The sequence below is a fragment of the Acidocella sp. KAb 2-4 genome (assembly GCF_020567705.1).
In the GTDB taxonomy this organism is placed as follows: domain Bacteria; phylum Pseudomonadota; class Alphaproteobacteria; order Acetobacterales; family Acetobacteraceae; genus Acidocella.
Genome location: NZ_JAJDJU010000015.1, coordinates 25,257 through 49,179 on the forward strand (window position 1 = coordinate 25,257; position 23,923 = coordinate 49,179).

Here is a 23,923-nt window from a genome sequence, read left to right on the forward strand (position 1 = left end):
GCCCGCCGGAAGATCAATACGAGATCAAATTTATTTCATCGTCACCGGCCGCGCGCGCAGCACCGCCATCAGCCCGGCGAAGGCTTCCTCCAGCGTCTTGCCTGAGGTGTCGAAGGCGCAATCGGCCTTGGCGTAGAAGCCGGCGCGGCTCTCCAGCGTCAGGCGGATATCGTCGATGCCGTTGCGGTTGCCGGGCATCTGGCGCTGGTCGCCCTGGGCCAGCACGCGGTTGAAATGATCCTCGGGGTCGGCCTGCAGCCAGACCGTGTAGCAATTGCTGAGCAGCAGGTCGAAGGTCGAGGTGTCGCCCACCAGCCCGCCGGCGGTGGCGATGACGCAGGCATCATGCGTGCGCAGGGTCTCCTCCAGCGCCTGGCGCTCATAGCGGCGATAGGCGTTGGTGCCATAGAGCGCCTGGATCTCATAAGGGCCGCAGCCGGCCAGGCGGGTGATCTCCTGGCGCAGCTCGATGAAGGGCACGCCGAGTTCGGCCGCCGCCATCTTGCCCAGGGTGGATTTGCCCGCCCCGCGCAGCCCGACCAGGGCGATGCGGTTTTGCCGGTTGCGCGCGGCGCCGGTATTGCCGAACAGCTCGGAGAGCACGCGGTGCGCCTCGGCCAAATCGCGCGCCTCGCGCCCATGCAGCAGGCGTCGGATCATCAGCCATTCGGGCGTGGTGGTGGTCTCGTCGCCCAGCAGCTCGGCCAGCGAGCAATCCAGCGCCTGGGCGACATGGGCCAGCACCAGCACCGAGATGTTGCCGGTGCCGGATTCGAGATTGGCGAGATGGCGCTCGGAGACATCGGCCTCTTCGGCCAGCATGCGCCGGGTCATGCCACGGCGGGCGCGCAGCAGCTTCACGCGCTGGCCAAGCCCGGGGAGAATATCGGAATCGTGAGGGGAGGTCATGCAGGGGTCAGTTCAAAATCGAGGGGCGGGTTAGCAGCTTTTTGCCGCCGCCGGAAGCGTTTGCGCAAGAAAACTTGAAATATATTGCATAATGGGACATTCGCACCCCTTTGCGGCGTAAATCGGGCGGGGCTTGGCAAGGGCTGGGGCAGGTGCCATGTCTCGGGGCATGACAGAACAACATGATCCGATCGGCTGGCACGGCACCACCATTCTCTCCGTGCGCCGCAACGGCCAGGTGGTGGTGGCGGGAGATGGCCAGGTGAGCCTGGGCAACACGGTGGTCAAGGGCAATGCCCGCAAGGTGCGGCGCATCGGCAACGGCAATGTGATCGCCGGGTTCGCCGGGGCCACGGCGGATGCCTTCACGTTGCTGGAGCGGCTGGAGGCGAAGCTGGAGCGCTTCCCCAACCAGCTGGAGCGCGCCTGCGTGGAGCTGGCCAAGGATTGGCGCATGGACCGCTATCTGCGCCGGCTGGAGGCGATGCTGATCGTGGCCGATAAGGAGCGCGGCTTCACCATTACCGGCAATGGCGATGTGCTGGAGCCGAGTGACGGCATCATCGCCATCGGCTCGGGCGGCAATTACGCGCTCTCCGCGGCGCGGGCGCTGATGACGGTGCCCGACCTCACGGCCGAGGACATCGCCCGCCGGGCGATGAAGATCGCCGCCGATATTTGCATCTACACCAACGACAACCTGATTGTAGAAACCATCTGATGGACGCCCCTGTTTACTCGCCCCGCGAGATCGTCTCGGAGCTCGACCGCTTCATCATCGGCCAAAACGACGCCAAGCGCGCCGTTGCCATCGCGCTGCGCAACCGCTGGCGGCGCCTGCAACTCGCCGATGACATGCGCGACGAGGTGGTGCCGAAGAACATCCTGATGATCGGCCCCACCGGCTGCGGCAAGACCGAGATCGCGCGCCGCCTGGCCAAGCTGGCGCAGGCGCCGTTCATCAAGGTGGAAGCCACGAAGTTCACCGAGGTCGGCTATGTCGGGCGCGATGTGGAGAGCATCGTGCGCGATCTGGTGGAGGCCTCCATCACCATGCTGCGCGAGCAGAACCGCAAGGGCGTGGAGGCCAAGGCCGAACTCAACGCCGAGGAGCGGCTGATCACCGCGCTGGTGGGCGAGGGGGCGAGCGCCGATACGCGCGTGAAGTTCCGCCGGATGCTGCGCGCGGGCGAGCTGGAGGACAAGGAGATCGAGATCGCGGTGGGCGAGAGCGCGGGCACGCCGATCGGCGTGATCGACCTGCCCAACATGCCGCAGGGCGGCGCGATCAATCTGGGCGACATGATGAAGGGCATGTTCGGCCGCCCGGCGCAGAAGAAGAAAATGCGCGTGGACGAGGCCCGGCGCGTGTTGCAGCGCGAGGAGGCCGACAAGCTGCTGGATACCGAGGCGCTGACCAAGGACGCGTTGCGCCATGCCGAGCAGAACGGCATCGTGTTCCTCGATGAGATCGACAAGATCTGCGCGCGCAGCGAGGGCGGGGCGCGCGGCGCCGATGTCTCACGCGAGGGCGTGCAGCGCGATCTGTTGCCGCTGATCGAGGGCACAACCATTTCCACCAAATACGGCCCGATGAAGACGGATTATGTTCTGTTCATCGCCTCGGGCGCGTTCCATGTCGCCAAACCCTCCGACCTGCTGCCCGAGCTGCAGGGGCGGCTGCCGATCCGGGTGGAGCTGAACTCGCTCTCGCGCGAGGATTTCAAGCGAATCCTCACCGAGACCGAGCATTCGCTGCCCAAGCAGTACATCGCCCTGCTGGCGACCGAGAACGTGACCCTGACCTTCGCCGATGACGCGATCGATGCGCTGGCCTCGCTGGCCTATGACATCAACGAGCGGGTGGAGAATATCGGCGCGCGGCGTCTGGCCACGGTGATCGAGAAGCTGTTGGAGGAGATCAGTTTCTCCGCCAGCGACCGGCCAGGTGAGACGGTGACGGTGGACGCCGCCTATGTGAATGAGCGCGTCGCCCCGCTGGCGGCGAAGGGCGATCTCTCTCGCTTCATCCTGTAACCAGGGCGATGGCGGGTGTTTCTTCCCCCGGGAGCTTTAGCGCCGCCGCGAACGGCGCTAAAGCCGTGGGCATGAACAATAAATTGGCTGGATTGCTGACGATGCTGGCGGCGCTGGGGGCGCTGGGCTTCGCCTATTACGTGCAGTTTGATCTGCACCGCACGCCTTGCGCGCTATGCCTGGTGGAGCGCTGGCCCTACCGCGCCGTGGCGGTGCTGGGGCTGCTGGGCGTGCTCAGCCGCCCGCGCGCCACGCGGCTGCTGCTGGGGCTGGCCGGGCTGGTGATGCTGGGCGATGCCGGTGTCGCGTTTCTGCATGTGGGCGTGGAATTCGGCTGGTGGAAATCGCCGCTGCCCGAGTGCAACGGGGTGCTCGTGCCGGGGCAGCCGCTGCCGCTGGTGCCGGCGACGCCGTGCGACAAGCCGGTTTATCTCGCGCCGTGGCTGCATGTGTCGATGGCGATGATGGATCTCGGCGCGGCGCTGGTCTTCGCCGCGCTGCTGCTGGGCTATGCGCTGCGCAAGAGGAGGGTGTTCCGATGAGCGATCAGGTGAAGCAATTCATCCGCGTGGACCATGCCGGCGAATATGGCGCCGCGCGCATCTATGCCGGGCAGCTCGCCGTACTGGGGCGCGGCGCGCACGGGCCGCAGCTGGAGCATATGAAGGCGCAGGAGCAGGTGCATCTCGACGCTTTCGCGGAGCTGATCGCGCGGCGGCGCGTGCGCCCCACGGCGCTGCTGCCGTTCTGGCATGTCGCCGGGTTCGCGCTGGGGGCGGTGACCGCCGCACTCGGCCCCGAGGCGGCGATGGCCTGCACCGTCGCGGTGGAGGAGACGATCGACGCGCATTACGCCGCGCAGCGCGACGCGCTGGGCGAGGATGAGGCGGATCTGCGCGACACCATCGAGATCTTCCGTCTGGAGGAGGTCGAGCACCGCGATATCGGGCTGGAGAACGGGGCCGAGCGTGCGCCGGGCTACAAGCTGCTCTCCGGGCTGATCCGGCTGGGCTGCAAGACCGCGATCCGCCTGAGCGAGATCGTATAACCGCCGGATGACGGCCGCCCATGCCAGCGCCGTGCCCGAGGGGCTGGCGCCAGGGCCGCGCCAGCGCGCCATGTTTGGCGTGGCGCTGGCGGTGCTGCTCTCGGTGCTCGACTACGCGGTGGTCAACGTGGCGCTGCCGCGCATCGCCATCAGCATTCATTGCACCGATTCCGCGGCCATTTGGGTCATCAACGCCTATCAGCTCATCACCGTGATCGCGCTGCTGCCCGTGGCGGCTCTGGGCGACCGGGTGGGGCATGCGCGCATGTGCCGGGCGGGGCTGGGGCTGTTTCTCGTCGCCTCGGTACTGTGCGCGCTCTCGCGCACACTGCCCGAGCTGGCGCTGGCGCGGGCGCTGCAAGGCTTTGGCGGCGCCTGCATCCTGGGCGTGAACGCGGCGCTGCTGCGCTATATCTACCCGCCCGCCATGTTGGGCCGGGGCATCGCGCTCAACGGGCTGGTGATCGGCCTGGGTGTGGCGCTGGGGCCGACCATCGCCGCGGCGGTGCTGGCCGTCACCACCTGGCCCTGGCTGTTTCTCATCAACCTGCCGTTGGGCGGGGCGGCGCTGTATTTCACCCTCAGCGCGTTGCCGGATACGCCGCGCATCCCCGGCGGGTTCGACTATGTGAGCACGCTGCTGATCGCCTGCGCCTTTGGCGGACTGATCGTGGGCGGCGACCGGTTCGCCCATGCCAGCGCGGTTGGGTTGTCGGTGGCGCTGCTGGCGTTCGGGGCGGCGGCTCTGGCCGTGCTGGTGCTGCGCCAGCTTGGCCGGCCGGACCCGATGCTGCCGGTGGACCTGCTGGCCCGCGGCGGCTTCCGCGCCGCCTTCGTCACCGGCTTCACCGCCTTCGTCGCCTCCAATTTCTTCATCATCCCGATGCCGTTCACGCTGATGAACGTTTTGCATCGCGGCCCGGTGGCGACGGGCCTGCTCATCACCCCCTGGCCGGTGGCGATCGTGCTGGTCTCACCCTATGTCGGGCGGCTGGCCGATCGTCATTCGCCGCTGATCCTCTCCACGCTCGGGCTATGCCTCACCGGCACCGGATTTTTACTGCTGCGGCTGATGCCGCCCGAGCCATCCAATCTGGACATCGCCTGGCGTATTTTCATCGCCGGGGCGGGGTTCGGATTGTTCCAGCCGCCGAACAACAAGGCGATGATCGGCACCGTGCCGCGCGCGCGGGTGGGCGGGGCGAGCGGCATGGTCTCGGTGGCGCGGCTGCTGGGGCAAACGGTGGGTGGCATGGCCGTGGCGCTCACGCTGGGGCTGGTGCGGCACGCGCCGGGGCAGGCCTGCCTCGATTTCGCCGCGGGCTGCGCCTATCTGGCGGCGCTGTTCAGCCTGAGCCGCGGGCTGGCGCGCGAGGGCTGACGAGTTTGATTTGCGCGGCGAATGGTTTGGACTAGGATTTGACCATGAACGAAATACGCCCGGTTGAACAAGGCGTGGGGAAACTCGAGACATTGGCCCAGATCGAGCGCAAGCTGGTCTGGCTCGCCTCCTGGATGATCCATCACGCTAACCATATCCGCCCCAACCCTGAGGGCCAGAAGGTCGGCGGGCATCAGGCCTCTTGCGCCTCGGTGGCGACGATCATGACCGCGCTGTATTTCGACGCGCTGCGCCCGCAGGACCGCGTGGCCGTGAAGCCCCATGCCGGGCCGGTGCTGCACGCGATCAACTATATGTTTGGGCGGCAGAGCCTGGAGAAATTGCAGGCGCTGCGCCAGTTCGGCGGCGCGCAGGCTTATCCCTCGCGCGTCAAGGACGGACCGGAAATTGATTTCTCCACCGGCTCGGTCGGTCTGGGCGTGGCGCTCACCAGCTTCTCGGCGCTGATCCAGGATTATGTACAGGCGCATGGGCTGGCCAAGGCCGGGCTGCCGCGCGCGCGCAATGTCGCCATCGCGGGCGATGCCGAGCTGGATGAGGGCAATATCTACGAGGCGTTGCTCGAAGGCTGGAAGCACGATGTGCGCGATGTCTGGTGGGTGGTGGATTACAACCGCCAGAGCCTGGATTCGGTGATGCCCGACCGGCTGTTCGGCCGGTTCGAGGGGCTGTTCCGCGACATGGGGTGGAAGGTCGCGACCCTGAAATATGGCCGCAAGCTGGAGGCCGCCTTCGCCCGCCCCGGTGGCTACAGCCTGCGCGGCTGGGTGGATGAATGCCCGAACTCGACCTATTCGGCGCTCACCTTCCAGGGTGGGGCGGCGTGGCGCGAGGCAATTCTGGCCGATATGCGCCGCAGCCGGGGCGTGCGCGCGATCATCGACAAGCTGAGCGATGACGAGCTGGCGGCGCTGATGACGAATCTGGCCGGGCACGACCTCGGCGCGCTGACCGACGCCTTCGCCGCCGCCGCGCAGAGCGACCAGCCGACGCTGTTCCTGGCCTACACGATCAAGGGCAACGGCCTGCCCTTCGCCGGGCATAAGGACAACCATGCCGGGATGATGACGCTGGAGCAGATGGACGGATTCCGCGCCGCCAATCACATCCGCCTTGGCCATGAATGGGAAAAATTCGAGGGGCTGGAGAGCCCGCGCGCGATGGAGCGCTTCGTGCAATCCGTGCCGTTCGCGAAGCCGCTGGCCGCGCATGGGCGGCGCCTGCCCGCGGCGGTGGTGCCGGTGCCCGCAACGCTGCCGCAGCCGCGCGTCACCGGGCGCAAGATGAGCACGCAATCAGGGTTTGGCGAGATCCTCTCGGAGATTGGCCGCGCCCAGGGGGATTACGCGGCGCTCTCGCGCCATATCGTGACCACCAGCCCGGATGTGGCGGTGTCCACCAATCTCGGGCCATGGATCAACCGGCGCGGGGTGTTCGACCGGTATACGCGCGAGGATGTATTCCGCAACGGCAAGCTGGTGAGCGCGCAGCGCTGGGGCACGGATGCGCAGGGCCAGCATGTGGAGCTGGGCATCGCCGAGCAGAATCTGTTCCTGCTGCTGGGCGCGGCGGGGCTGAGCCATGACCTTTACGGCGCGCGTCTGCTGCCGGTGGGCACGGTGTATGACCCGTTCGTGAATCGCGGACATGACGCGCTATTTTACGCCTGTTACCAGGATGCGCGGTTTCTGCTGATCTCGACGCCCTCGGGCATCACCCTGGCGCCCGAGGGCGGGCAGCACCAAGCCACCAATACGCCGCTGCTGGCCATCGTGCAGGATAAGCTGGCCAGCTTCGAGCCCGCCTATTGCGACGAGCTGGGCATCCTGCTGCGCCATGCCTTCGAGTATATGCAGCGCCCGGAAGGCAGCGCGGTGTGGCTGCGCCTGTCCAATCTGGCGCTGCCGCAACCCACCCGCGCGCTGGACCCGGCGCAGGTGATCGCGGGCGGGCATTGGGTGGTGCCGCCGCAGCCGGGGGCGAATATCGCCATCGCCTATCAGGGCGCGGTGGCGGGCGAGGCGGAGAAGGCGTTCGCCATCTTGCAGGAGGATGTGCCAGAGGCCGGGTTGCTCGCCATCACCAGCCCCGACCGGCTCTATGCCGGATGGCGCGCCGCCCAGCGCAGCCGCCGCCTGGGGCATAAGGCGGGCTCGCATGTCGAGGATTTGCTGACGCCGCTGGCGCCGGGAGCGGCGATCATCTCGGTGCTGGACGGCCACCCGGCGGCGCATGCCTGGCTGGGCGCGGTGCGCGGCCAGCGCGTGATGGCGCTGGGGCCGGACCGGTTCGGGCAGTCGGGCGATGTCGGCAGCCTGTACCGTGAATATGAGATCGACAGCGCGGCGATTCTGGATGCCTGCGCCGAGGCGCTGCTGCCCAGCAACGATTAGCCAAGCGCGGCCATGATCCGGGGCAGGGCCGCGGGGAGGTCTTCGGCTAATAAGCCGGGGCCGAGGGATTGCGCGGCCTGGCCATGCAGCCATACGGCGGCGCAGGCGGCGGGGAAGGGCGCCATGCCCTGAGCCAGCAGCGCGGCGGTAAGCCCGGCCAGCACATCCCCCGTGCCGCCCGTGGCCAGCCAGGGTGGGGCGTTGGCGTTGATGGCGGCGCGGCCATCGGGGGCGGCGATCACCGTGTCAGCGCCCTTCAGCACCGTCACCGCGCCGCAAGCTTTCGCCGCGCGGCGGGCGGCCTCCAGCTTGCTCGGGCCGATGGCGCCGAAGACGCGGGTGAACTCGCCCGTATGCGGGGTGATGACGGCGGCGCCGCGCAGGCGCTCCGGCGCCCCGGCGCAGGCGGTGAGGGCATCGGCATCCGCGACGATTGTTTTCGCCGTCGTGATGAGCTGGGCCAGGGTGTCATCCGCGCGCGCCACGCCCAGGCCCGGTCCCACCACCCAGGTTTGGCGGCGCGGATCCTGCAACAGCGCCGAGAGCGGGTCGGTGCGCAGGATCAGCCCGGCCTCGGGCAGGGTCATCGGCGCGTCGGCGGCCAGGGTGACCATGCCCGCCCCGGCCCGGCGCGCCGCGGCGCAGGCGAGGCGCGCGGCCCCGGCCAGCTCGCCCGCCAGCACGGTGACATCTCCGGCGCTGTATTTATGCCCGGTGGCGGTGCGGGCGGGCAGGGTGAACAGGGCGGGCGTGTTCTCCCAGGCTTGCGGCGCGATGGGGCCCAGCACCGAGGCGGGCATGCCGATCTCGCGCAGCAGCAGCTCGCCGCACAGGCCGCGCCCGGGGTGGAGCAGATGGCCGGGCTTCTTGCGGAAAAAGGTGATGGTGAGTTCCGCCTGCGGGGCGAAGCCGCGCACCGCGCCGGTGGCGCCATCCACGCCCGAGGGCACGTCCACCGCCACGATTCGCGGCGCGGCGCTGAGCAGGGCGGCGATGGACTCGGGTACGTCGCGCGATAGCCCGGCGCCGAACACGGCATCGATCACCAGCCCGGCGCGGCGGACATCCTCGTCGCGGGCGGTGAGGGCGTCGGCCACCGTCACCGGCCAGCCGGATTCGGCCAAATAGCGCGCCGCCACTTTGCCATCCCCGCCATTATTGCCCGGCCCGGCCAGCACCAGCACGCGGCAGGGGCGGTAGCGTTGCAGGATGGCGCGGGCCACGGCGCGCCCGGCGGCATCCATCAGCGCCTGGATGTTGCCGGCGTCGGCGTCGGCGCGGGCCATTTCGGCGGGGGTGAGCAATTCATTCATAAAATCATTCGCCTTTCTGCCGAATCTACCGTTAATTGTGCGGTGCAGGAGGATTTTAACGTATGGGCAAGGTGATTGCGGTTGCACAGCAAAAAGGCGGCGCGGGCAAGACCATGCTGGCGGCGCAGTTCGCCGTGGCATTGGCTGAGCAGGCGCGGGTGGCGCTGTTGGATATCGACCCTCAGGGCAGCCTGAGCGTGTGGGGGCGGTTGCGCGCGGCGGCGCCCAAGGCGGCGCATGAGGTGCCAGTGGAGGCGGTCTCGGGCTGGCGGCTGGCGAATGAGCTGGAGAAGCTGAAGGCGGCTTATGATTACGTGTTCATCGACACCCCGCCGGTGATCGACAGCGACGCCCGCCGGGCGATTCGCGGCGCCGATCTGGTGTTGATCCCGATGAATCCGGCCCCGCCGGACCTTTGGGCCGCCGAAGGCACGCTGAAACTCGCCGCCGAGGAGAAGCGCAAGACCGCGCTGGTGTTCAACCGCGCCCCCGCCGCCTCGCGCCTGCGCAAGCGGCTGGAGGCCGAGATCGCCGCGCGGGGGCTGACCCTGTTGCCGGTGGCGCTGGCGAATCGGGCGGGCTACGCCAATGCCTTCGCCGACGGGTTGGGCGTGACCGAGGCCGGCCCAACCACCCAGGCGGCGGATGAGCTGCGGGCGGCGGTTGAGGCGCTGAAACAGCTTCTTGTATAAATTTTATGAAAAAAACTTCGCCTGCGCCGATTCGTATGCAAAAAAGATCATCTGGAGACTTGCAAGCCTGTCTTTTTTCCGCCACAATCAGGGCGTGGCATGAATGAGAGGTTAACGGGAGACCGGGGCCGAACACCAGATGTCAGCCGCCAAGTTTAGGGAGCAAACAAAATAAGCATCGTAAGAGGTGCTGGCCGGCCGAAATGGCCGGCTTTTTTTATTTAGCCCTTGCGGCGGTAAAAACGGTGGATCTGAATCTCGCCCCAGATGCGCTCGAGCGTGAAGGGGTCGTTGGCCACGAAGTGGTCGGCGGCGGCGCGGCTGGGCGCCTCGACGATCACCAGCGAGCCCAGCATCTCCTCTCCATTATCGGATTGCAGCGGCCCGGAGAGAACCACCTTGATTCCGGCCAACTCCTGCTCCTCGACATAGGCGCGGCGCGCGGCGTCATGCTCCAGGCGAAGGGCGAGTGCGTCTGGGCGGTCCAGGGCATAAATGGCGAATAACGGCATGCGGCGGGGCTCTTTCTATGTCGTCGCCACTACGCCTAATATGAAACCAGTGTTTTGACACGCCGCATGTGCGCGCCCCAGCGTTGTGTTGGGCGCCGTGTGCGCGGTTTGCAGGCAAGGGAGCCGGACGATGAAGCTGCTGCGATATGGGGATGCGGGCGCCGAGAAATGGGGCGTGCTGGACGCCGAAGGCCGGGTGCGCACGCTGGATGACGCGCTGGAGCATGTGACCGGCGAAGCGCTGAGCCCGGGCTGGCTGGCGCAGCTGGGCAAGCTCGACCCGGAGAAGCTCTCGCTGCTGAAAGCGGAGCGGCGCATCGGCCCCTGTGTGCCGCGGCCGGTCAATTTCGTCTGCGTCGGGCTGAACTATGCCGACCATGCGGCCGAGACCAATTCCAAGATCCCGCGCGAGCCGATCCTGTTCCTGAAGGCGCTCTCCGCTTACTCCGGCCCGTATGATGACATCGCCATCCCGCCCGGCTCGACCCAGACCGATTATGAGGTGGAGCTGGGCGTGGTGATCGGCACCAAGGCCAAGCGCGTGCGCGAGGAGGAGGCGCTGGATTACGTGGCCGGGTATTGCGTGGTGAATGACGTGAGCGAGCGGCACTTCCAGAAGGAGCGCGGCGGCCAGTGGGACAAGGGCAAGGGCTGCGACACCTTCGGCCCGGTCGGCCCGTATCTCGTGACCAAGGACGAAGTGCCCGACCCGCAGGCGCTGCATCTGTGGACCGATGTGGACGGCGAGCGCCGCCAGGATGGCAGCACCGCCAACATGATCATGGGCGTGCGCCAGCTGATCGCCTATGTCACCGAGTTCTTCACCTTGCATCCGGGCGACATCATCGCCACCGGCACCCCGGCGGGGGTGGGCATGGTCAAGGGCTTCCTGCGGCCGGGCCAGGAGGTGCGGGTCGGCATCGCCGGGCTGGGCGAGCAGCGCGCCAAGCTGGTGGGAGGCTGAGCATGGTCGTCGAATTCGCCGAGATCGAGGTGAAGCCCGGCATGGAGCAGGAGTTCATCGCCGGGGTGGAGAAGAGCAAGCCGGCCTTTTTGCGCTCGGCGGGCTGCTACGGGCTGCATCTGGTGCGCAGCGTGGAGAGCCCGTCCAAATTCGTGCTGCATGTGCGTTGGGAGAGCGTGGAGCACCATATGGTCAATTTCCGCGCCGCGCCGGAGTTTCAGGAATGGCGGGGCAATGTGGCGCATTGCTTCGCCGCGCCGCCGCATGTGTGGCATGGCGAGGTGGTGGCCTAGAAGGGCAAACTTTGCTAGGGGGGCGCGATGGACCAGAATTTCGCCGCCCCCGACATTGCCAACGCCATTCCGCCGCGCCGCACCTTCGCGATCATCTCGCACCCGGACGCGGGCAAGACCACGCTGACCGAGAAGCTGCTGCTGTTCGGCGGCGCCATTCGCGAGGCGGGAATGGTGAAGGCCCGGCAGGACCGGCGCAACACGCGCTCGGACTGGATGAAGATCGAGCGTCAGCGCGGCATCTCGGTCACTTCGTCGGTGATGACCTTCGAGTTTGGCGGCGCGGTGTTCAACCTGCTCGATACGCCGGGCCACGAAGACTTCTCCGAGGACACCTACCGCACGCTCACCGCGGTTGATTCGGCGGTGATGGTGATCGACGCCGCCAAGGGCATCGAGCTGCAGACCAAGAAGCTGTTCGAGGTCTGCCGCCTGCGCAACATCCCGATCACCACCTTCATCAACAAGATCGACCGTGAGGGCCAGAACGCCTTCGCGCTGCTCGACGAGATCGCGGACACGCTTCAGCTCGATATCTGCCCGATGGTGTGGCCGATCGGCATGGGCGGGCTGTTCAAGGGCTGCTTCGACATCCGCAACGACAAGCTGGTGAGCGCGCGCAAGCCGGGCGAGGAGGGACCGGCCCAAAGCTTCGACATTCCCGCCGAGCAGAAGGCGCAGCTGGATGAGGAGGTGGAGCTGATCCGCGCCGCCTATCCGGAATTCGACCCGGAAGCCTATGCCGAGGGGCATCTGACCCCGGTCTATTTCGGCTCGGCGTTGAAGGATTACTCGGTGCGCGAATTGCTGGAGGGGCTGGTGGCCAACGCGCCGCCGCCGCAGCCGCGCGCCGCCGATATCCGCACCGTGGCGCCGGATGAGGCCCCGGTGACCGGCTTCGTGTTCAAGGTGCAGGCGAACATGGACCCGCAGCACCGCGACCGCATCGCCTTCACCCGCATCTGCTCGGGCAAGTTCACGCGCGGCATGAAGCTGACGCATTCGCGCACCGGCAAGCCGATGGCGATCCAGGCGCCGATCTTCTTCTTCGCGCAGGACCGCTCTCTGGCCGAGGAAGCCTATCCCGGCGACATCATCGGCATCCCCAATCACGGCACGCTGCGGGTGGGCGACACGCTGACCGAGGGTGAGAAGCTGCGCTTCACCGGCATCCCCGATTTCGCGCCCGAAATCCTGCGCCGCGTGCGCCTGGCCGACCCGATGAAGGCCAAGCAGATGCGCAAGGCGCTGGAGGATCTGGCCGAGGAAGGCGTGACCCAGGTATTCCGCCCGATGAATGGCTCGGACTGGATCGTAGGCGTGGTCGGGGCGCTGCAGCTCGATGTTCTCTCCAGCCGGATCGAGCAGGAATATAACGTGCCGGTCGCGTTCGAGCCCGCACCGTTCGACACCGCGCGCTGGATTTTCTCCGAAGATACGGCGCGGCTGAGATTCTTCATCGAGGTGAATAAGAGCGCGATGAGCGAGGATCGTGAGGGGGCGCCGGTCTATCTGGTGCGCAACACTTGGGAGCTGAACCGGATGAAGGAGAACTTCCCCGAGATCACCTTCTCGGCCACGCGCGAGCGGCGCTAAGCGATGGCCGACTGGCGCTGGCATTTTGTGGCGGTCGTCCTGTATGCAGCTTTGTCTTACAGTATTCTTGCCCATGGTGCTGGTGTCGCTAGTTCCGTCTGGGGCATCGGCTCGGACCCATATTCGTTCATGTGGTGTTTGGCTTGGTGGCCCTATGCCATTGCCCATCACATCAACCCTTTGTTCGGCGATCTTGTTTGGCAGCCTTGGGGGATTCATCTGGGTTGGACAACATGTGTACCGCTATTGAGCCTGGTGATGGCGCCGGTTACGCTTACCATGGGGCCTGGGGCGAGCTATAATTTGGCTATGTTGGCCGCCCCTGTGGCCAGCGGCTTTGCTGCGTGGTTGCTATGTCTGCGTCTGACAGGCCGCCCGGTGGCCGCGCTTATCGGCGGTTTTCTTTACGGTTTTTCGGCTTACGAGTTGGCCGAGTGTTTGGAAGAATTAAATCTAGCTTATAATTTTGCGCCGCCACTACTGGCACTCTTGGCAGTGGAACGGCTAACGAACCGCATCTCTCTTGCGAGGACCGTGGCAGGTGCCTCCGTTACGCTGGCGGCAGAGTTCTATATTTCAGCGGAAACCTTTGCAACGACTGTGGTGTTTGCAGCAGTTGCGTGGTCGCTCGCATTCATACAATTAACGGAGTGGCGGTCGCGGCTTGTTAGATTTCTGCCGGAGGCCTTGGCTGCGTTGGCGGGTGCCGCGGTTTTGGTGATGCCACAGCTCACGCAGATGCTTGCAGGCCGGGATGTGGATGTACCTCGTACTTGGCCCGCTCTGTTCTCGGCTCATTTTGGTGGGCTGATCACACCATCACCCGAGATCGCGCTTAGTAGCCAGGGGCTTGCATCACTTGGGCGGGGATTTTTTGGTCTCCTGCCTGAGAATGATGTTGTGACAGGCCTGCCGCTTATTGTCATGCTGATCCTTTTGGTCAAAACGCGGGGGCAGCAGTCAGTCGTCCGGTATGCATTTTACCTATTATTGATCATCCTTGTATGCAGCCTGGGTCCGCGGCTTTGGTGGAATTGGAATATTACATCGATCTATTTGCCGTGGCGGCTTTTTGTCAATTTACCTTTCCTTGGCTCGGCTCTGCCTGTGCGGTTCCTGGCTTATTCGTCGCTTCTGATAGCGTTGCTAAGCTCCGTGTGGATTGCGGGAGGCCGACGATGGCGTCTGGTACTGGGTGTTCTGGCCTGCTTGGCAATTATGCCGCAGCCACACCCGGTGAAGCCACTTCCCCTGGCCAAGCTATTCATGCCGGGACGACTGCAAGCATTTCTCGGGCCAAACCCGAGATTGCTTATTCTACCGGGACGCGATCAAGATCCATCTCCTTTATGGCAGGCGGAAAACAATTTTGGTTTTGTTCATACCAGAGGTTTTCTCGGTATACCGCCTCATAAATCGGGGCGATTTCCTGCGATCGTAGATCTTTCCTTCGGATTGCAGCCGCCGAGTTTTGCGAGCGATTTGAGTGATCTTTGTCGGGCGACCGGAACAAACTATGTGGTGGCTAGTCCAAATGTTGGGGAGACGATGCTTAGGAGCGTTGAAGCGCTTGGTTGGCCGGAAAGAAAATTAGATGGGTTCACCGTTTTTTTGGTGCCAGGTGGGGTTCTGCACACTACGGAACTGTCTCTGTCTCTCGCTGGCTAATGCGAGCTGCCATGGCGGCCGGGTCCACCGGGGGGCTCATGAAATAGCCCTGGCCTTCGTTGCAGCGCCATTCGCGCAGCATGACATAGGCGCGTTTTGATTCGATGCCCTCGGCCACCACGCTGTAATCGAGCTTGTGGGCCAGTTCGATGAGCGCGCGCACCACGGTGGCGGAGCGCGGGTCGGAGCAGATGCGCTGGATGAAACTCTTGTCGATTTTGATGATGTCGGCGGGCAGATGCGTGATGTAGGAGAAATTGGCGAAGCCGGTGCCGAAATCGTCGAGCGCGATGCGCATGCCGGTGGCGCGCAGGGCGCGTAATTCATCGAGCACGACAGGATCGTTGCTGACCAACACGCCCTCGGTGAATTCAAGCTCGATCCTCGAAGGGTCGACGCCGTAACAACTCAGCAGCTTGCCGACCTGGGTGGAAAAGCCGCGCCGGGTGAGGTTGCGCGGCGAGACGTTGATGGCGGTGTTGAGCCGCAGCCCCTTGGCGGCCCAGGCCCCGGCCTGGGCGATGGCGTGGCGCAGCACCCATTCGGTGAGCTGGTGGATTTGCGCCGTGGTTTCGGCCAGGGGCACGAACTCCGCCGGCGAGATGTTGCCGAACACCGGATGGCGCCAGCGCAGAAGGGCCTCGGCGCTGCTCGTCTCGCCGGTGCCGAGGTCGTATTTCGGCTGGAAATGGAGATGCAGCTGATCGTCGGCCCTGATCGCGGCGCACAGATCGGAGAGCAGCATGAAACTGCGCTGGTGCGCGCTGTCGGTCTTGCGGTTATAGCGCGCCCAGCCCCGCCCGCTGTCGCGGCAATCGCGCGCCGCGCAGAGCCCGGCGCGCAGCACCGAGGCGGCGTCGGCATCATGACAATCGGCGACGCCGAGCGCGATATCGGCGCTGATCGGGATGACGCCGCAGGTGAGCGGCTGGTTGAACGCGTCGAGGAGGGTTTGCAGCATGTCGGGCGGCGCGCCGAACGGCATGACGAAGGCATAGTTGAGGGGGCTGATATGGTAGATTTCGACGCTGCCCGCCAGCACTGCGCGCAGCCGGGTGGCGGCGTCGCGGATGAAGGTCTCGGCGTGTTCATGCCCGATGGCGCCGAGCAGCCGGTCGAAATGTTTCGGGTCGGCAAGGGTGAGCATGACCAGCTGCGCGCCGGGCAGCGGCTGATAGGCGGCGGTGAACGCCCGCCTGTTGGGCAGGCCGGTGATGGGGTCCTGACGGCCTGCTGGCAGAGTTGCGCGTGAAATCATCCCGGTTCGTCCGCCTGTCCCAAATCTGTGATGCCGGAGGTTAGGATAGGAACGGATTATTTGCCGGAAGGTTAACGGCCTTAATCAAAGCCGGATCGAAGAGACGCCGTGCCGGCCCGCTCAGTAGTTGAACTGGTAGCTCAGCCCGACACTGCTGCTCTGGCCGCCGCCGCTGGTCGAGGTGCCGGTGGCGCTTTGCAGTTTTAACCCCTTATAGAGATTGATCTGCACATTCGCCTGGGTGCCCTGGCCGTTGGTCGCCTGACTGGCGCCGACATAGACGCCGGGGGCGACATAGCGCCCCGCCTGCACCGAGGGCGGGCCGCCCGCGCTGCCGGAGCTGAGCGAGAGTTCATCGAGCCCGAGCGCGTCACGCATTTTGTCAATCGGGTTAAGCCCGGCGCCGACCCCGGCGAGCTGCGCCAGCGCCGCCGCGAGCGACGCCGCCTGGAACGGGCTGAGGCTGGCCGTGCCCTGGCCGAACAGCAGGCGGGAGAGGATCTCGTCGGAGGGCAAAGGCGGGGTGCTGGTGAGGATGATCTTGGGCTGTTCGGCGGTGCCGCCGATGGTCAGGGTGGCGGTGGTGCCGTCGCTGGTGGTGGTGCTGGCTTCAAGGTCGAGCGCGGGCTCGAACCCGGCGCCGGTGAAGCTGATCCGCCCCCGGGTGAATTGCAGCGTCTTGCCGGCCAGGGTGTAGTCGCCATGGATGAGGGTGAAGCCGCCCTGCGGCGCGGGGTTGGCGGCGGTGCCGCCGATCCGCACATGCCCGCCCAGCACCGCGAACAGCCCCTGGCCGCGCAGTGTGATTTCGTCGTGGGCGGTGATGTCCAGCGCCAGGGCGATGGGCGGCGGCGGCGGCGGTGGTGGCGGCGGGGTTTCGCCGGCGCGGATGATTGGCAGATCCGCGACGCTGGGCGGCAGGGCGGTGGGGATGTTGATATTGGCCTTGTCGATGGTGAGCGCGCCCGAGAGCGCCAGCTTGCCGCGCAGCGCGCCGCGCAGGGCGAGGTCGCCATCCAGCGTTTCGGTCAGCAGGTCGGTGGTGGTGGGTGTGGCGTGGTCGGCGTGCAGCGTCAGCTCCACCGGCCAGTCAGGGGTTGAGAGGTCGAGCGTGCCCTGGGCGCTGAGCTGCCCGGCGCCCGCCTGGGCGGTGGCGGAGGCGAGCACCAGCCGCCGCCCCTGCGCCGTGAACCGGGCCTGGATTTTGGTGAGGTTGAGCCCGGCGCCGATATTCTCGACCGCGCCATCGGCCAGGGTGAGGGTGCCGCTGGCCTGGGGCGCCAAGGGCGTGCCGGTGAGGCGCAGATGCGCGGTGGCGAGGCCGCGCGCGCTGTTGCCCTGGGCGGCGATGATGGCGTTGAGCAGACGCAGATCGGCGCTGCCGTCGAGGCGCAGATCGAGCGGGCCGGTGGCGCTGAGCGGCGCGCCGCCCTGGGTGGTGAGGGCGAGTTGCGGGCCGGCGGTGAGGCTGAGGGCGAGATTGGCGGTGGCGCTGGTGAGGGTGGCGGTGCCTGTGAGGTCGGCGGGAGGCAGGGAAGCGGCGATGCCCTGGCTCACATGCAGCCCGGTGGCGTGCAGCGAAAGCTTGCCAACGGGGTTGGCGAGCGTGCCGCTGAATTGGGCGCTGGCCGAGATTTCGCCGCTAGCCCCCAGCCCGGGGGCGAAGCTTTGCGCCAGCGCCAGCGGCAGGTTTTGCGCCTGGGCGGTGGCGGCGAGGCGGGGGGTGAGCGTGCCGTCCAGCCCCAGCCGCCCGCCATCTAGGGCCAGGCCGAGATGGCGCAGGGCGAGGCCGTTTTTGGCCTCGATCTCGGCCGGGCCGGTGAGGCTGGGCGCCAGCCCGCGCCAAGCGCCCGAGAGGCGCGTGAGATGCGCCGTCTGGGCCGGAAGGTTGAGCGTGGCGGCGAGGCTGGCGCTGGCCGGGGCGCCTTGCAGGCTGGCGGTGGCGAGTTGCGCTTGCACGGCGAGCGCGTCCTCCGGCCCCTGGGCGCGCAGCGTGGCGGTGAGCGCGCCCAGCCCCGGCAGGCCCTGCACCTGGATGGCGGTGGCATCCAGCCGGAAATCCTGGCCGTCCGGATGCGTCAGGGTGAGGCGCGCCGCGCCGTGCAGCGGATAGGGCAGGAACAAGTCAAGATCCTGCAGCGCGGCGATGGAGAGCGAGGCCGTGCCGGTGGGCAGGGTGCCGCCGGGCGGCAGGCGCAGCTCGGCCATGCCGCTCAGCGACCGCCAGCTTGCCCGTGGAATGGCGAGCGCCGCGCCGCCCTGCGCCGAGCGGGTGAGGGCGGCTTCCAGTGTGATGGGCGCGTGCTCCAACTTGCCCGAGGCGGTGAGCGTGCCGACCGGGGCGTTGGGCAGGTGTTGCAGGGCGAGCGCCAGCGTGAAGGGCGCCGTGGGCATGCCGCCGGGGGCGGCCTCGCCGCTCGCGTTCAGGGTGGCGGCGTAGTCGCCGTTTTGGCCAGTGAGGCGGCCTGTGGCCTTGCTGGTGAAGGCGGGGGTGGTGAGCTGGAAGTCTTCGAGCGTGACGGTGTTACCGTGCAACCGCGCCTTCAGGTGCAGCGTGTCCTGCTTGCCCAGCACCCGGGCGAGGCGCGGCGGCGCGTTGGTGAGGGCGGCGGTGCTGTCCAGCGCCAGGATGGCGGTGTCAGACCCCTCGCTGCTGACGGTGAGGTGGAATTGCGCCGTGCCGCCAAGGTCGTTCCCGGCCATGGCGGTGAAGGGGGCGAGATGCGGCACGGTGAGTGTGACATCGGCGAAGGGATGGCCGGGGCCAAGGCCGAGCGTGCCGGTGCCGCTGAGTTGCGCCGCGCCCAGGGCGGCGGAGAGCGTGAGCGCGGCGGCGTCGCGCGGGCCGTTGAGCGTGGCGTCGAGCCGCAGCGGGGCGGGCGGGGTGAGCCCGGCGAAATGGCCGAGCAGCCCGCCCGGCGGCTCGGCCACATGCAAAGTGAGGGCGGTGGTCTGGCGGTCGAGCGCAGCGGCGAGATGGTATTGCGCCCGGCCGTCCGGGGTGGTGGCGTCAAGCGTCAGCCCCGCCTGGTCCGGCCCGTGCAGCGTGGCGCCGCCATCCACGCGCAGCGCCACGGCCTCGCCCGCCAGCGCGGCGGGCAGGCTGAGCGTGCCGATATGCAGCGCGCCGATTTTGCCGCGCAGCCGGGGCAGGCCGGAGCCGCCCCCACCGCTGGCACCGCCATAGGCGGGGGCACGGACGATGGCGAGCGTGTCGGCGTTCAGTGCCGCGATGGAGATATCGCCGCCCAGCAGCGCCAGCGGCTGCCAGCGTAGCGTTAGCCCGGTGGCGGTGAGCCAGACGCCGTGCGGATCGGCCAGGTTGAGCGTGGCGAGGCGGAGATCAGCGGGGAAATGCCCGCCGAGGCCGCTGATCCGCACGCCGGGCGCGGCCAGCCGGTTGATCTCGCGCTCGGCGAAGTGCAGCCCGCTGGCGGTGTTGAGCGCCACGAACAGCCCCGCCACCGCCAGCACCGGCAGCAGCAAGAGCGCGAGCAGGGCATAGAGGGCGCGGCGCATCAGAACGCCTCGCCCAGGCCGATATAGAGCGCGAAGCCGCCGCTGCCCGCGGTGCGGGTGAGCGGAAAGGCGACATCCAGCCGGATCGGCCCGATGCCGGTGTAATACCGCGCGCCCAGCCCGGCGCCGACGCGCAGCGTGCCGGTGAAGGGGGCGCTGCCCGCGCTCACCTGCCCGGCATCGATGAACGGCACGAGGCCGATGGTTTTGGTGACATGCTGGCGGAATTCCAGGCTGAAGGCGTCCATCGCGGCGCCCCCCTCGGGGATGTCGTCGGGGAAGAGCGGGCCGATGGTCTGATAGGTGTAGCCGCGCACGGTGCCGGAGCCGCCCGCATAGAAGCGCTGGTCGGGCGGCACCTGGAATTGCCGCGCGCCCTGGATGCTGCCCACCTGCCCGCGCAGGGCGAGCACGCCCCAGCCCCTGGCCTCCACCGGCAGATAGGCCGAGGCCGAGGCCAGCGCGATGAGAAACGGATGGCTATGCCCGGCCACCGGATAGGTGGGCGTGAGGGTGAGGCTGGCATTCACCCCGCGCGTCGGCTCCAGCAGGTCGTTGGCGCCGGACCAGGTGAAGCTGAGCGGGAATTGCGTGAGCACATAGGTGCGGGTCTGGCCCTCCTGGTTCACTCGCTCGGAGACGAAGCTGGGGCCGAAGCTGATCAGCCCGTGCGCGTCCACCGGGCGGCTGAGGGCGGCGCCGAGGAGCAGCGCGGTGCGGCTATAGGCGGTGAGCGACTGGCGCAGCCCCTCGGCGTTGAGGCTCAGCGTCTGCCCGCGCGCGTAATAATCGGGCTTGGTGAACAGGGCCTTGAGGTCGTAGCCCGCCGAGGTGGTGCCGGTGCCGCCGAGATCATTGGCGGCGGCGGAGAGGGTGAGCGTTTCCGCCTGGCCGAACAGGTTGCGGTCGAGCCAGGAGGTGGAGAGGCTGATGCCGGTATCGGTGGCGTAGGCGCCTGTGAGGCTCACCGTGTGGCGCTTCTGCTCCAGCACGTTGAAGGTGACGGGCACCGCGCCGTTTTGCACGGCGGCGGGGTCGGGCGGCAGCGGCGAGACCGAGGAAAACACGCCGAGCCCGAGCAGTGAGTCCCGCGCCTGCTGCAAGGCGGTGTCGGAATAAGGCTGGCCGGGGGCGAGCGCGATGTGGCGGCGCAAAAAGGCCGGTTTGGTGCGCTTGAGCCCGGTGAAGCCGATGGGGCCGATCGCCACGCGCGGGCCGGGGGTGGCGCTGTAGGTGACATCGAGCTTATGCGTGGGGGGGTGGGCGATGGCGAGCGGGGCGCTGACGCTGGCGAAGGCGTAGCCCGCATTATGCAGCGCGCTGAGCAGCGCGGGCTGGGCGGCGAGGATGGGCGCGGCCAGCGCGGGGGCACCGGGCTTGACCATGGCGGGCGGGGTGAAGCCAGGCGGCAGGCCGGTGATGTTCACCTGCCCCAGGGTGAAGCGCGCGCCTTTTTGCGTCACCACGCGCACTTCGGCCACCGCGCTGGCCGGGGCCTGGGTGAGCGCGTCGGGCAGGGTAGGGTCGGAGAGCGGCGCGCCGTTGATGGTGATGGCGACGCTGCCATCGTCATACCCCAGGCTGTGCAGCACGATGGTGAATTGGCGCGCATCGGCGCGGGCGCGACCGATGAGGGCGAAGGGCGCGGGCGGGAGTTTCCGCGCCAGCTCGACCAGGGCGGAGGTCTGGCGCAGCAGCACATCGAGCCCGGCATCGCCCGAGGGCGCGAAGCTGACGCGGTATTGCACCGGATCGGCCGCCAGGGCCGGCGCGGCCAGGAGCAGAAACGCGCCGGGGAGAAGGATCGTCCGCCGCATGGGCATTATTCCGGGGCGCCGCCCGCGCGGCGGACGGCGTTGAGCCGCGCGGCCAGCGGCTTAGCTGGCGGGCTGCTGGGCCGGGAAGGCCACGTAGATTTCCACGCGGCGGTTCTCGGCGCGCCCGGCGGCGGTGGCGTTGCTGGCCACCGGGTCCTGCGGGCCCATGCCCTTGGTGGTGATGCGCGCGCCGTCGACGCCATGGGAGACGAGATAAGATTTCACGCTCTCGGCGCGATGGTCGGAGAGCGGGTAGTTGATGTCGCTGGAGCCGGTGCTGTCGGTATAGCCGACGATCTGCACGGTCTCGGTCGGGTTTTGCTGCAAGCCGCTGCCAAGCTGGTCAAGGATCGGGGACAGGCGGGGGTTCAGCGTCGCGCTGCCGGTGGCGAAGCCGGCATCGGCGGGCACGTTGAGCTTCAGGCGGTTATCGGCGGTGCGGGTGACCTGCACGCCGGTGCCCTGGGCGGTTTGCTGCAATTGCTGCTTCTGCGCCTCCATGTGCTGGTTCCACAGATAGCCGCCCAGCGCCCCGGCCGCGGCGCCGCCGAGCGCGCCGATGACCGCGCCGCTGGCGTGGCCGCCGCTGGCCAGCGTGCCGAGCAGCGCGCCGCCCACCGCGCCGATGCCAGCCCCGGTGGCGGCGCTGGTGACGCCGGGATTGTTTTGCGCGTATTGCTGGCTGCAGCCGGTGAGCATGGCCACGCACATGAGGGTGGCGGCGGTGCGGTGGACTGTTTTGGTCATTTGCATCGGCGTTCTCCTGTTGAAGTTCGGTTTTATCCGTCGTCAAGCGATGCGGAGCGGCGGGGCGCGTGTCGAGCCGTCTCTGGCGCGATACAGGTTACGCGGCTTTACCCTGCCGGAGCAAGCACTTGGCGGTTTTCATCACGGCCATCGCGTCGCCGCCTCCGGCGCGGGTGCGGAAAGGCCGCGACAAACGAGCCCGTGGCGCATGTGTTTGGGCAGGCGGCGGGACGGATGAAAATCCGCCTGGGGAAGAAGAAGCCACCGCATGGGGCGGTATGCGAGTGTTGGGAGGTGGGAAGCGGTGGTTGGGGGGATTGCGGACGGGCTGCTTTCAGGCGGGGCCGATGTGAAGCGGTCATTTAGGCCTAGCACGTTGGATCGCGAGGGACCCTAGAGCCGATCGAAGTCCTTCTCAAACTCGGACAAGTGACCACGCCATTACACCATTCCCGACCTTCCCTTGTGAATCTGGCTGATCTTCTGTGAGGATCGAAGGTAAAACATAAAGTAGGGATTGGTGATCTCAAGTTTGTCGTCATCCCACTCCAGGATGGGCGAGTCTCTTTTAATATCTTTTGCGATACCATCCATTTGCTTAAGAGCGAGTTGGACGCTGGAACCCACAGGGAATTCGTCTGTGCAGATATTCTTTATTCTTTTCATGATTTCATCGTAATCAAAGCTTAGCCGTGGAGGATTCTCGATGAGAGCAAGAAGAATTGCGCGATACACGTCGCCCGCTGATCCATCCTTAAATTTGAACTCCTTTCTCTGCGTTCCGCGCTCTTTTGCGCCGGCATGCAATTTTTCGACGGTCCTAGAATAATCTGTTTGAAGAGTCGTTCTCTCAAGTGCGGCACGATACTCCGCGTCGGTAACGTCGATTCTCCTCTCCAAAACCCGCTTGTTCCTAATGCCTTTCTCAAGACACAAATTTAAGCAAAGAGACTGCATTAGCTGGGGGGACCCGAGTGCTTCTGTTGCGATTTGCTTGATCATTTCTGGGGCAATATCAACGTCGAGAGCCTCAAAGCCAGTCTTGGCGATGATCTCCAATTCTGGAACGGTCCAATAGTCGAACAGGATTGAGACTATGCGGCCCGTTAGTTCGTCATTTGCGCGAACCATATCATCTGACTTATGGGGGACCGAAGCAATGCAGATACGAACACCGCGTTCGGCAATCGCCTTAATGGATTTTGCGATGTCGATCTGTGCTTCTTCTGAAATGTAGTGAAAGTCATCCAAAAATACGACAAAGCTGCTTCCGCTGAGTTCTCTCACTACGGCCTCAAAGAACTCAATGCCATATTTCTCTGACGTCGCTGTGGCGACCTCAATCCCACCGTTTATTTCCCCTTCAGCCTTCCCCTTGGCAAAAATCACACCCGCTTCACCGCTTGCCTTCCCCGCTACGCCTGCCTTTAGGACTCGGTTTTTGATCTTTTCAACTTCCTCCGGACCACCGATCCATCGCATCACTGATTGCCACAGCTCGTTTGATGAATGGAGCGACTGGCCGGAAACGGGGATTATCCGATCCGTCGTTATAAGAGTGTCAACTAGGGCTGTCTTGCCGGTTTTGGATGGGCCAGAAATGGAGATCACCATTTTCGGCATATCAAGGGCAGCGGCGAGCTTTTCTTCGTTCTTTTCTTCGGCTCTTTTCACGTAAGTATGTGTAGGGGTTCCATCTGGGATAAAAACCTCGAAAACGAAATCAGCCATCTATCGTATTCCATCGTGAAATAT

Annotated in this window: 19 protein-coding genes; 11 read left to right on the plus strand and 8 right to left on the minus strand. The window is 66.4% G+C overall.

Features of this window, described 5'->3' with window-relative positions; all coding sequences use genetic code 11:
- Positions 1-30 precede the first annotated feature (30 nt).
- Positions 31-909, minus strand: a complete 879-nt coding sequence (locus tag LI953_RS10795; protein WP_227076086.1) for a helix-turn-helix transcriptional regulator — start codon at positions 907-909, stop codon at positions 31-33.
- Positions 910-1,078: 169 nt separating this feature from the next.
- On the opposite strand from LI953_RS10795, the gene hslV reads away from it, so the two are divergent.
- The 6 genes from hslV (at position 1,079) to LI953_RS10825 (ending at position 7,789) form a co-directional block, all read left to right on the plus strand.
- Positions 1,079-1,630 carry an ATP-dependent protease subunit HslV gene (gene hslV / locus LI953_RS10800; protein ID WP_227076087.1) on the plus strand — a complete coding sequence of 184 codons (552 nt, stop codon included), beginning with the start codon at positions 1,079-1,081 and terminating at the stop codon, positions 1,628-1,630.
- Positions 1,630-2,946: an ATP-dependent protease ATPase subunit HslU gene (gene hslU / locus LI953_RS10805; RefSeq protein WP_227076088.1), complete on the plus strand. Its 1,317-nt coding sequence runs from the start codon at positions 1,630-1,632 to the stop codon at positions 2,944-2,946. The genes hslV and hslU overlap by 1 nt, the downstream gene beginning before the upstream one ends.
- Positions 2,947-3,017: 71 nt before the next feature.
- Complete coding sequence (locus tag LI953_RS10810; RefSeq protein ID WP_227076089.1) at positions 3,018-3,488, plus strand: disulfide bond formation protein B; 471 nt, start codon at positions 3,018-3,020, stop codon at positions 3,486-3,488.
- On the plus strand, positions 3,485-3,994 hold the full coding sequence (locus LI953_RS10815; RefSeq protein ID WP_227076090.1) for a demethoxyubiquinone hydroxylase family protein: 510 nt from the start codon (positions 3,485-3,487) through the stop codon (positions 3,992-3,994). The genes LI953_RS10810 and LI953_RS10815 overlap by 4 nt, the downstream gene beginning before the upstream one ends.
- A 7-nt stretch (positions 3,995-4,001) precedes the next feature.
- Positions 4,002-5,375 (plus strand): MFS transporter, encoded by a 1,374-nt coding sequence (locus LI953_RS10820; RefSeq protein ID WP_227076091.1) that lies wholly within the window; start codon positions 4,002-4,004, stop codon positions 5,373-5,375.
- A 44-nt stretch (positions 5,376-5,419) separates the two neighbouring features.
- Complete coding sequence (locus LI953_RS10825; RefSeq protein ID WP_227076092.1) at positions 5,420-7,789, plus strand: transketolase; 2,370 nt, start codon at positions 5,420-5,422, stop codon at positions 7,787-7,789.
- Here the strand turns inward: LI953_RS10825 and LI953_RS10830 are convergent.
- Positions 7,786-9,102: an NAD(P)H-hydrate dehydratase gene (locus tag LI953_RS10830; RefSeq protein ID WP_227076093.1), complete on the minus strand. Its 1,317-nt coding sequence runs from the start codon at positions 9,100-9,102 to the stop codon at positions 7,786-7,788. The two genes, LI953_RS10825 and LI953_RS10830, sit on opposite strands and share 4 nt — an antisense overlap.
- 62 nt (positions 9,103-9,164) lie before the next feature.
- Here LI953_RS10830 and parA point away from each other — a divergent pair, with 62 nt between their 5' ends.
- A complete protein-coding gene (gene parA / locus LI953_RS10835; RefSeq protein WP_227076094.1) occupies positions 9,165-9,794 on the plus strand; it encodes a ParA family partition ATPase in 630 nt (209 codons plus the stop codon).
- Between the two features lie 221 nt (positions 9,795-10,015).
- Here the strand turns inward: parA and LI953_RS10840 are convergent, their stop codons facing one another.
- On the minus strand, positions 10,016-10,306 hold the full coding sequence (locus LI953_RS10840) for a YciI family protein (protein ID WP_227076095.1): 291 nt from the start codon (positions 10,304-10,306) through the stop codon (positions 10,016-10,018).
- A 130-nt stretch (positions 10,307-10,436) separates the two neighbouring features.
- Between LI953_RS10840 and LI953_RS10845 the strand changes: the two genes are divergently transcribed.
- From LI953_RS10845 to LI953_RS10860, 4 genes are read left to right on the plus strand one after another with little or no spacing between them, the layout of a single operon-like run.
- On the plus strand, positions 10,437-11,270 hold the full coding sequence (locus LI953_RS10845; RefSeq protein WP_227076096.1) for a fumarylacetoacetate hydrolase family protein: 834 nt from the start codon (positions 10,437-10,439) through the stop codon (positions 11,268-11,270).
- A 2-nt stretch (positions 11,271-11,272) separates the two neighbouring features.
- Entirely contained in the window at positions 11,273-11,563 is a 291-nt protein-coding gene (locus LI953_RS10850; RefSeq protein WP_227076097.1) for an antibiotic biosynthesis monooxygenase, read from the plus strand.
- 27 nt (positions 11,564-11,590) lie between these two features.
- Complete coding sequence (locus tag LI953_RS10855) at positions 11,591-13,159, plus strand: peptide chain release factor 3 (protein WP_227076098.1); 1,569 nt, start codon at positions 11,591-11,593, stop codon at positions 13,157-13,159.
- 3 nt (positions 13,160-13,162) lie between these two features.
- Entirely contained in the window at positions 13,163-14,827 is a 1,665-nt protein-coding gene (locus LI953_RS10860) for a hypothetical protein (RefSeq protein WP_227076099.1), read from the plus strand.
- Here the strand turns inward: LI953_RS10860 and LI953_RS10865 are convergent.
- From LI953_RS10865 to LI953_RS10885, 5 genes are all read right to left on the minus strand, one after another.
- Positions 14,796-16,085, minus strand: coding sequence for a bifunctional diguanylate cyclase/phosphodiesterase (locus LI953_RS10865; RefSeq protein WP_227076100.1), 1,290 nt, complete (start codon positions 16,083-16,085; stop codon positions 14,796-14,798). The genes LI953_RS10860 and LI953_RS10865 overlap by 32 nt on opposite strands.
- A gap of 120 nt (positions 16,086-16,205) precedes the next feature.
- Complete coding sequence (locus LI953_RS10870) at positions 16,206-19,604, minus strand: translocation/assembly module TamB domain-containing protein (RefSeq protein WP_227076101.1); 3,399 nt, start codon at positions 19,602-19,604, stop codon at positions 16,206-16,208.
- The gene (locus LI953_RS10875) at positions 19,604-21,421 is read right to left on the minus strand and encodes an autotransporter assembly complex family protein (protein ID WP_227076102.1); all 1,818 of its coding nucleotides are present in this window, start codon (positions 21,419-21,421) and stop codon (positions 19,604-19,606) included. Before LI953_RS10875 ends, LI953_RS10870 begins: the two co-directional genes overlap by 1 nt.
- Before the next feature lie 60 nt (positions 21,422-21,481).
- On the minus strand, positions 21,482-22,168 hold the full coding sequence (locus LI953_RS10880; RefSeq protein ID WP_227076103.1) for an OmpA family protein: 687 nt from the start codon (positions 22,166-22,168) through the stop codon (positions 21,482-21,484).
- Between the two features lie 441 nt (positions 22,169-22,609).
- Complete coding sequence (locus tag LI953_RS10885) at positions 22,610-23,899, minus strand: ATP-binding protein (protein WP_227076104.1); 1,290 nt, start codon at positions 23,897-23,899, stop codon at positions 22,610-22,612.
- Positions 23,900-23,923 lie beyond the last annotated feature (24 nt).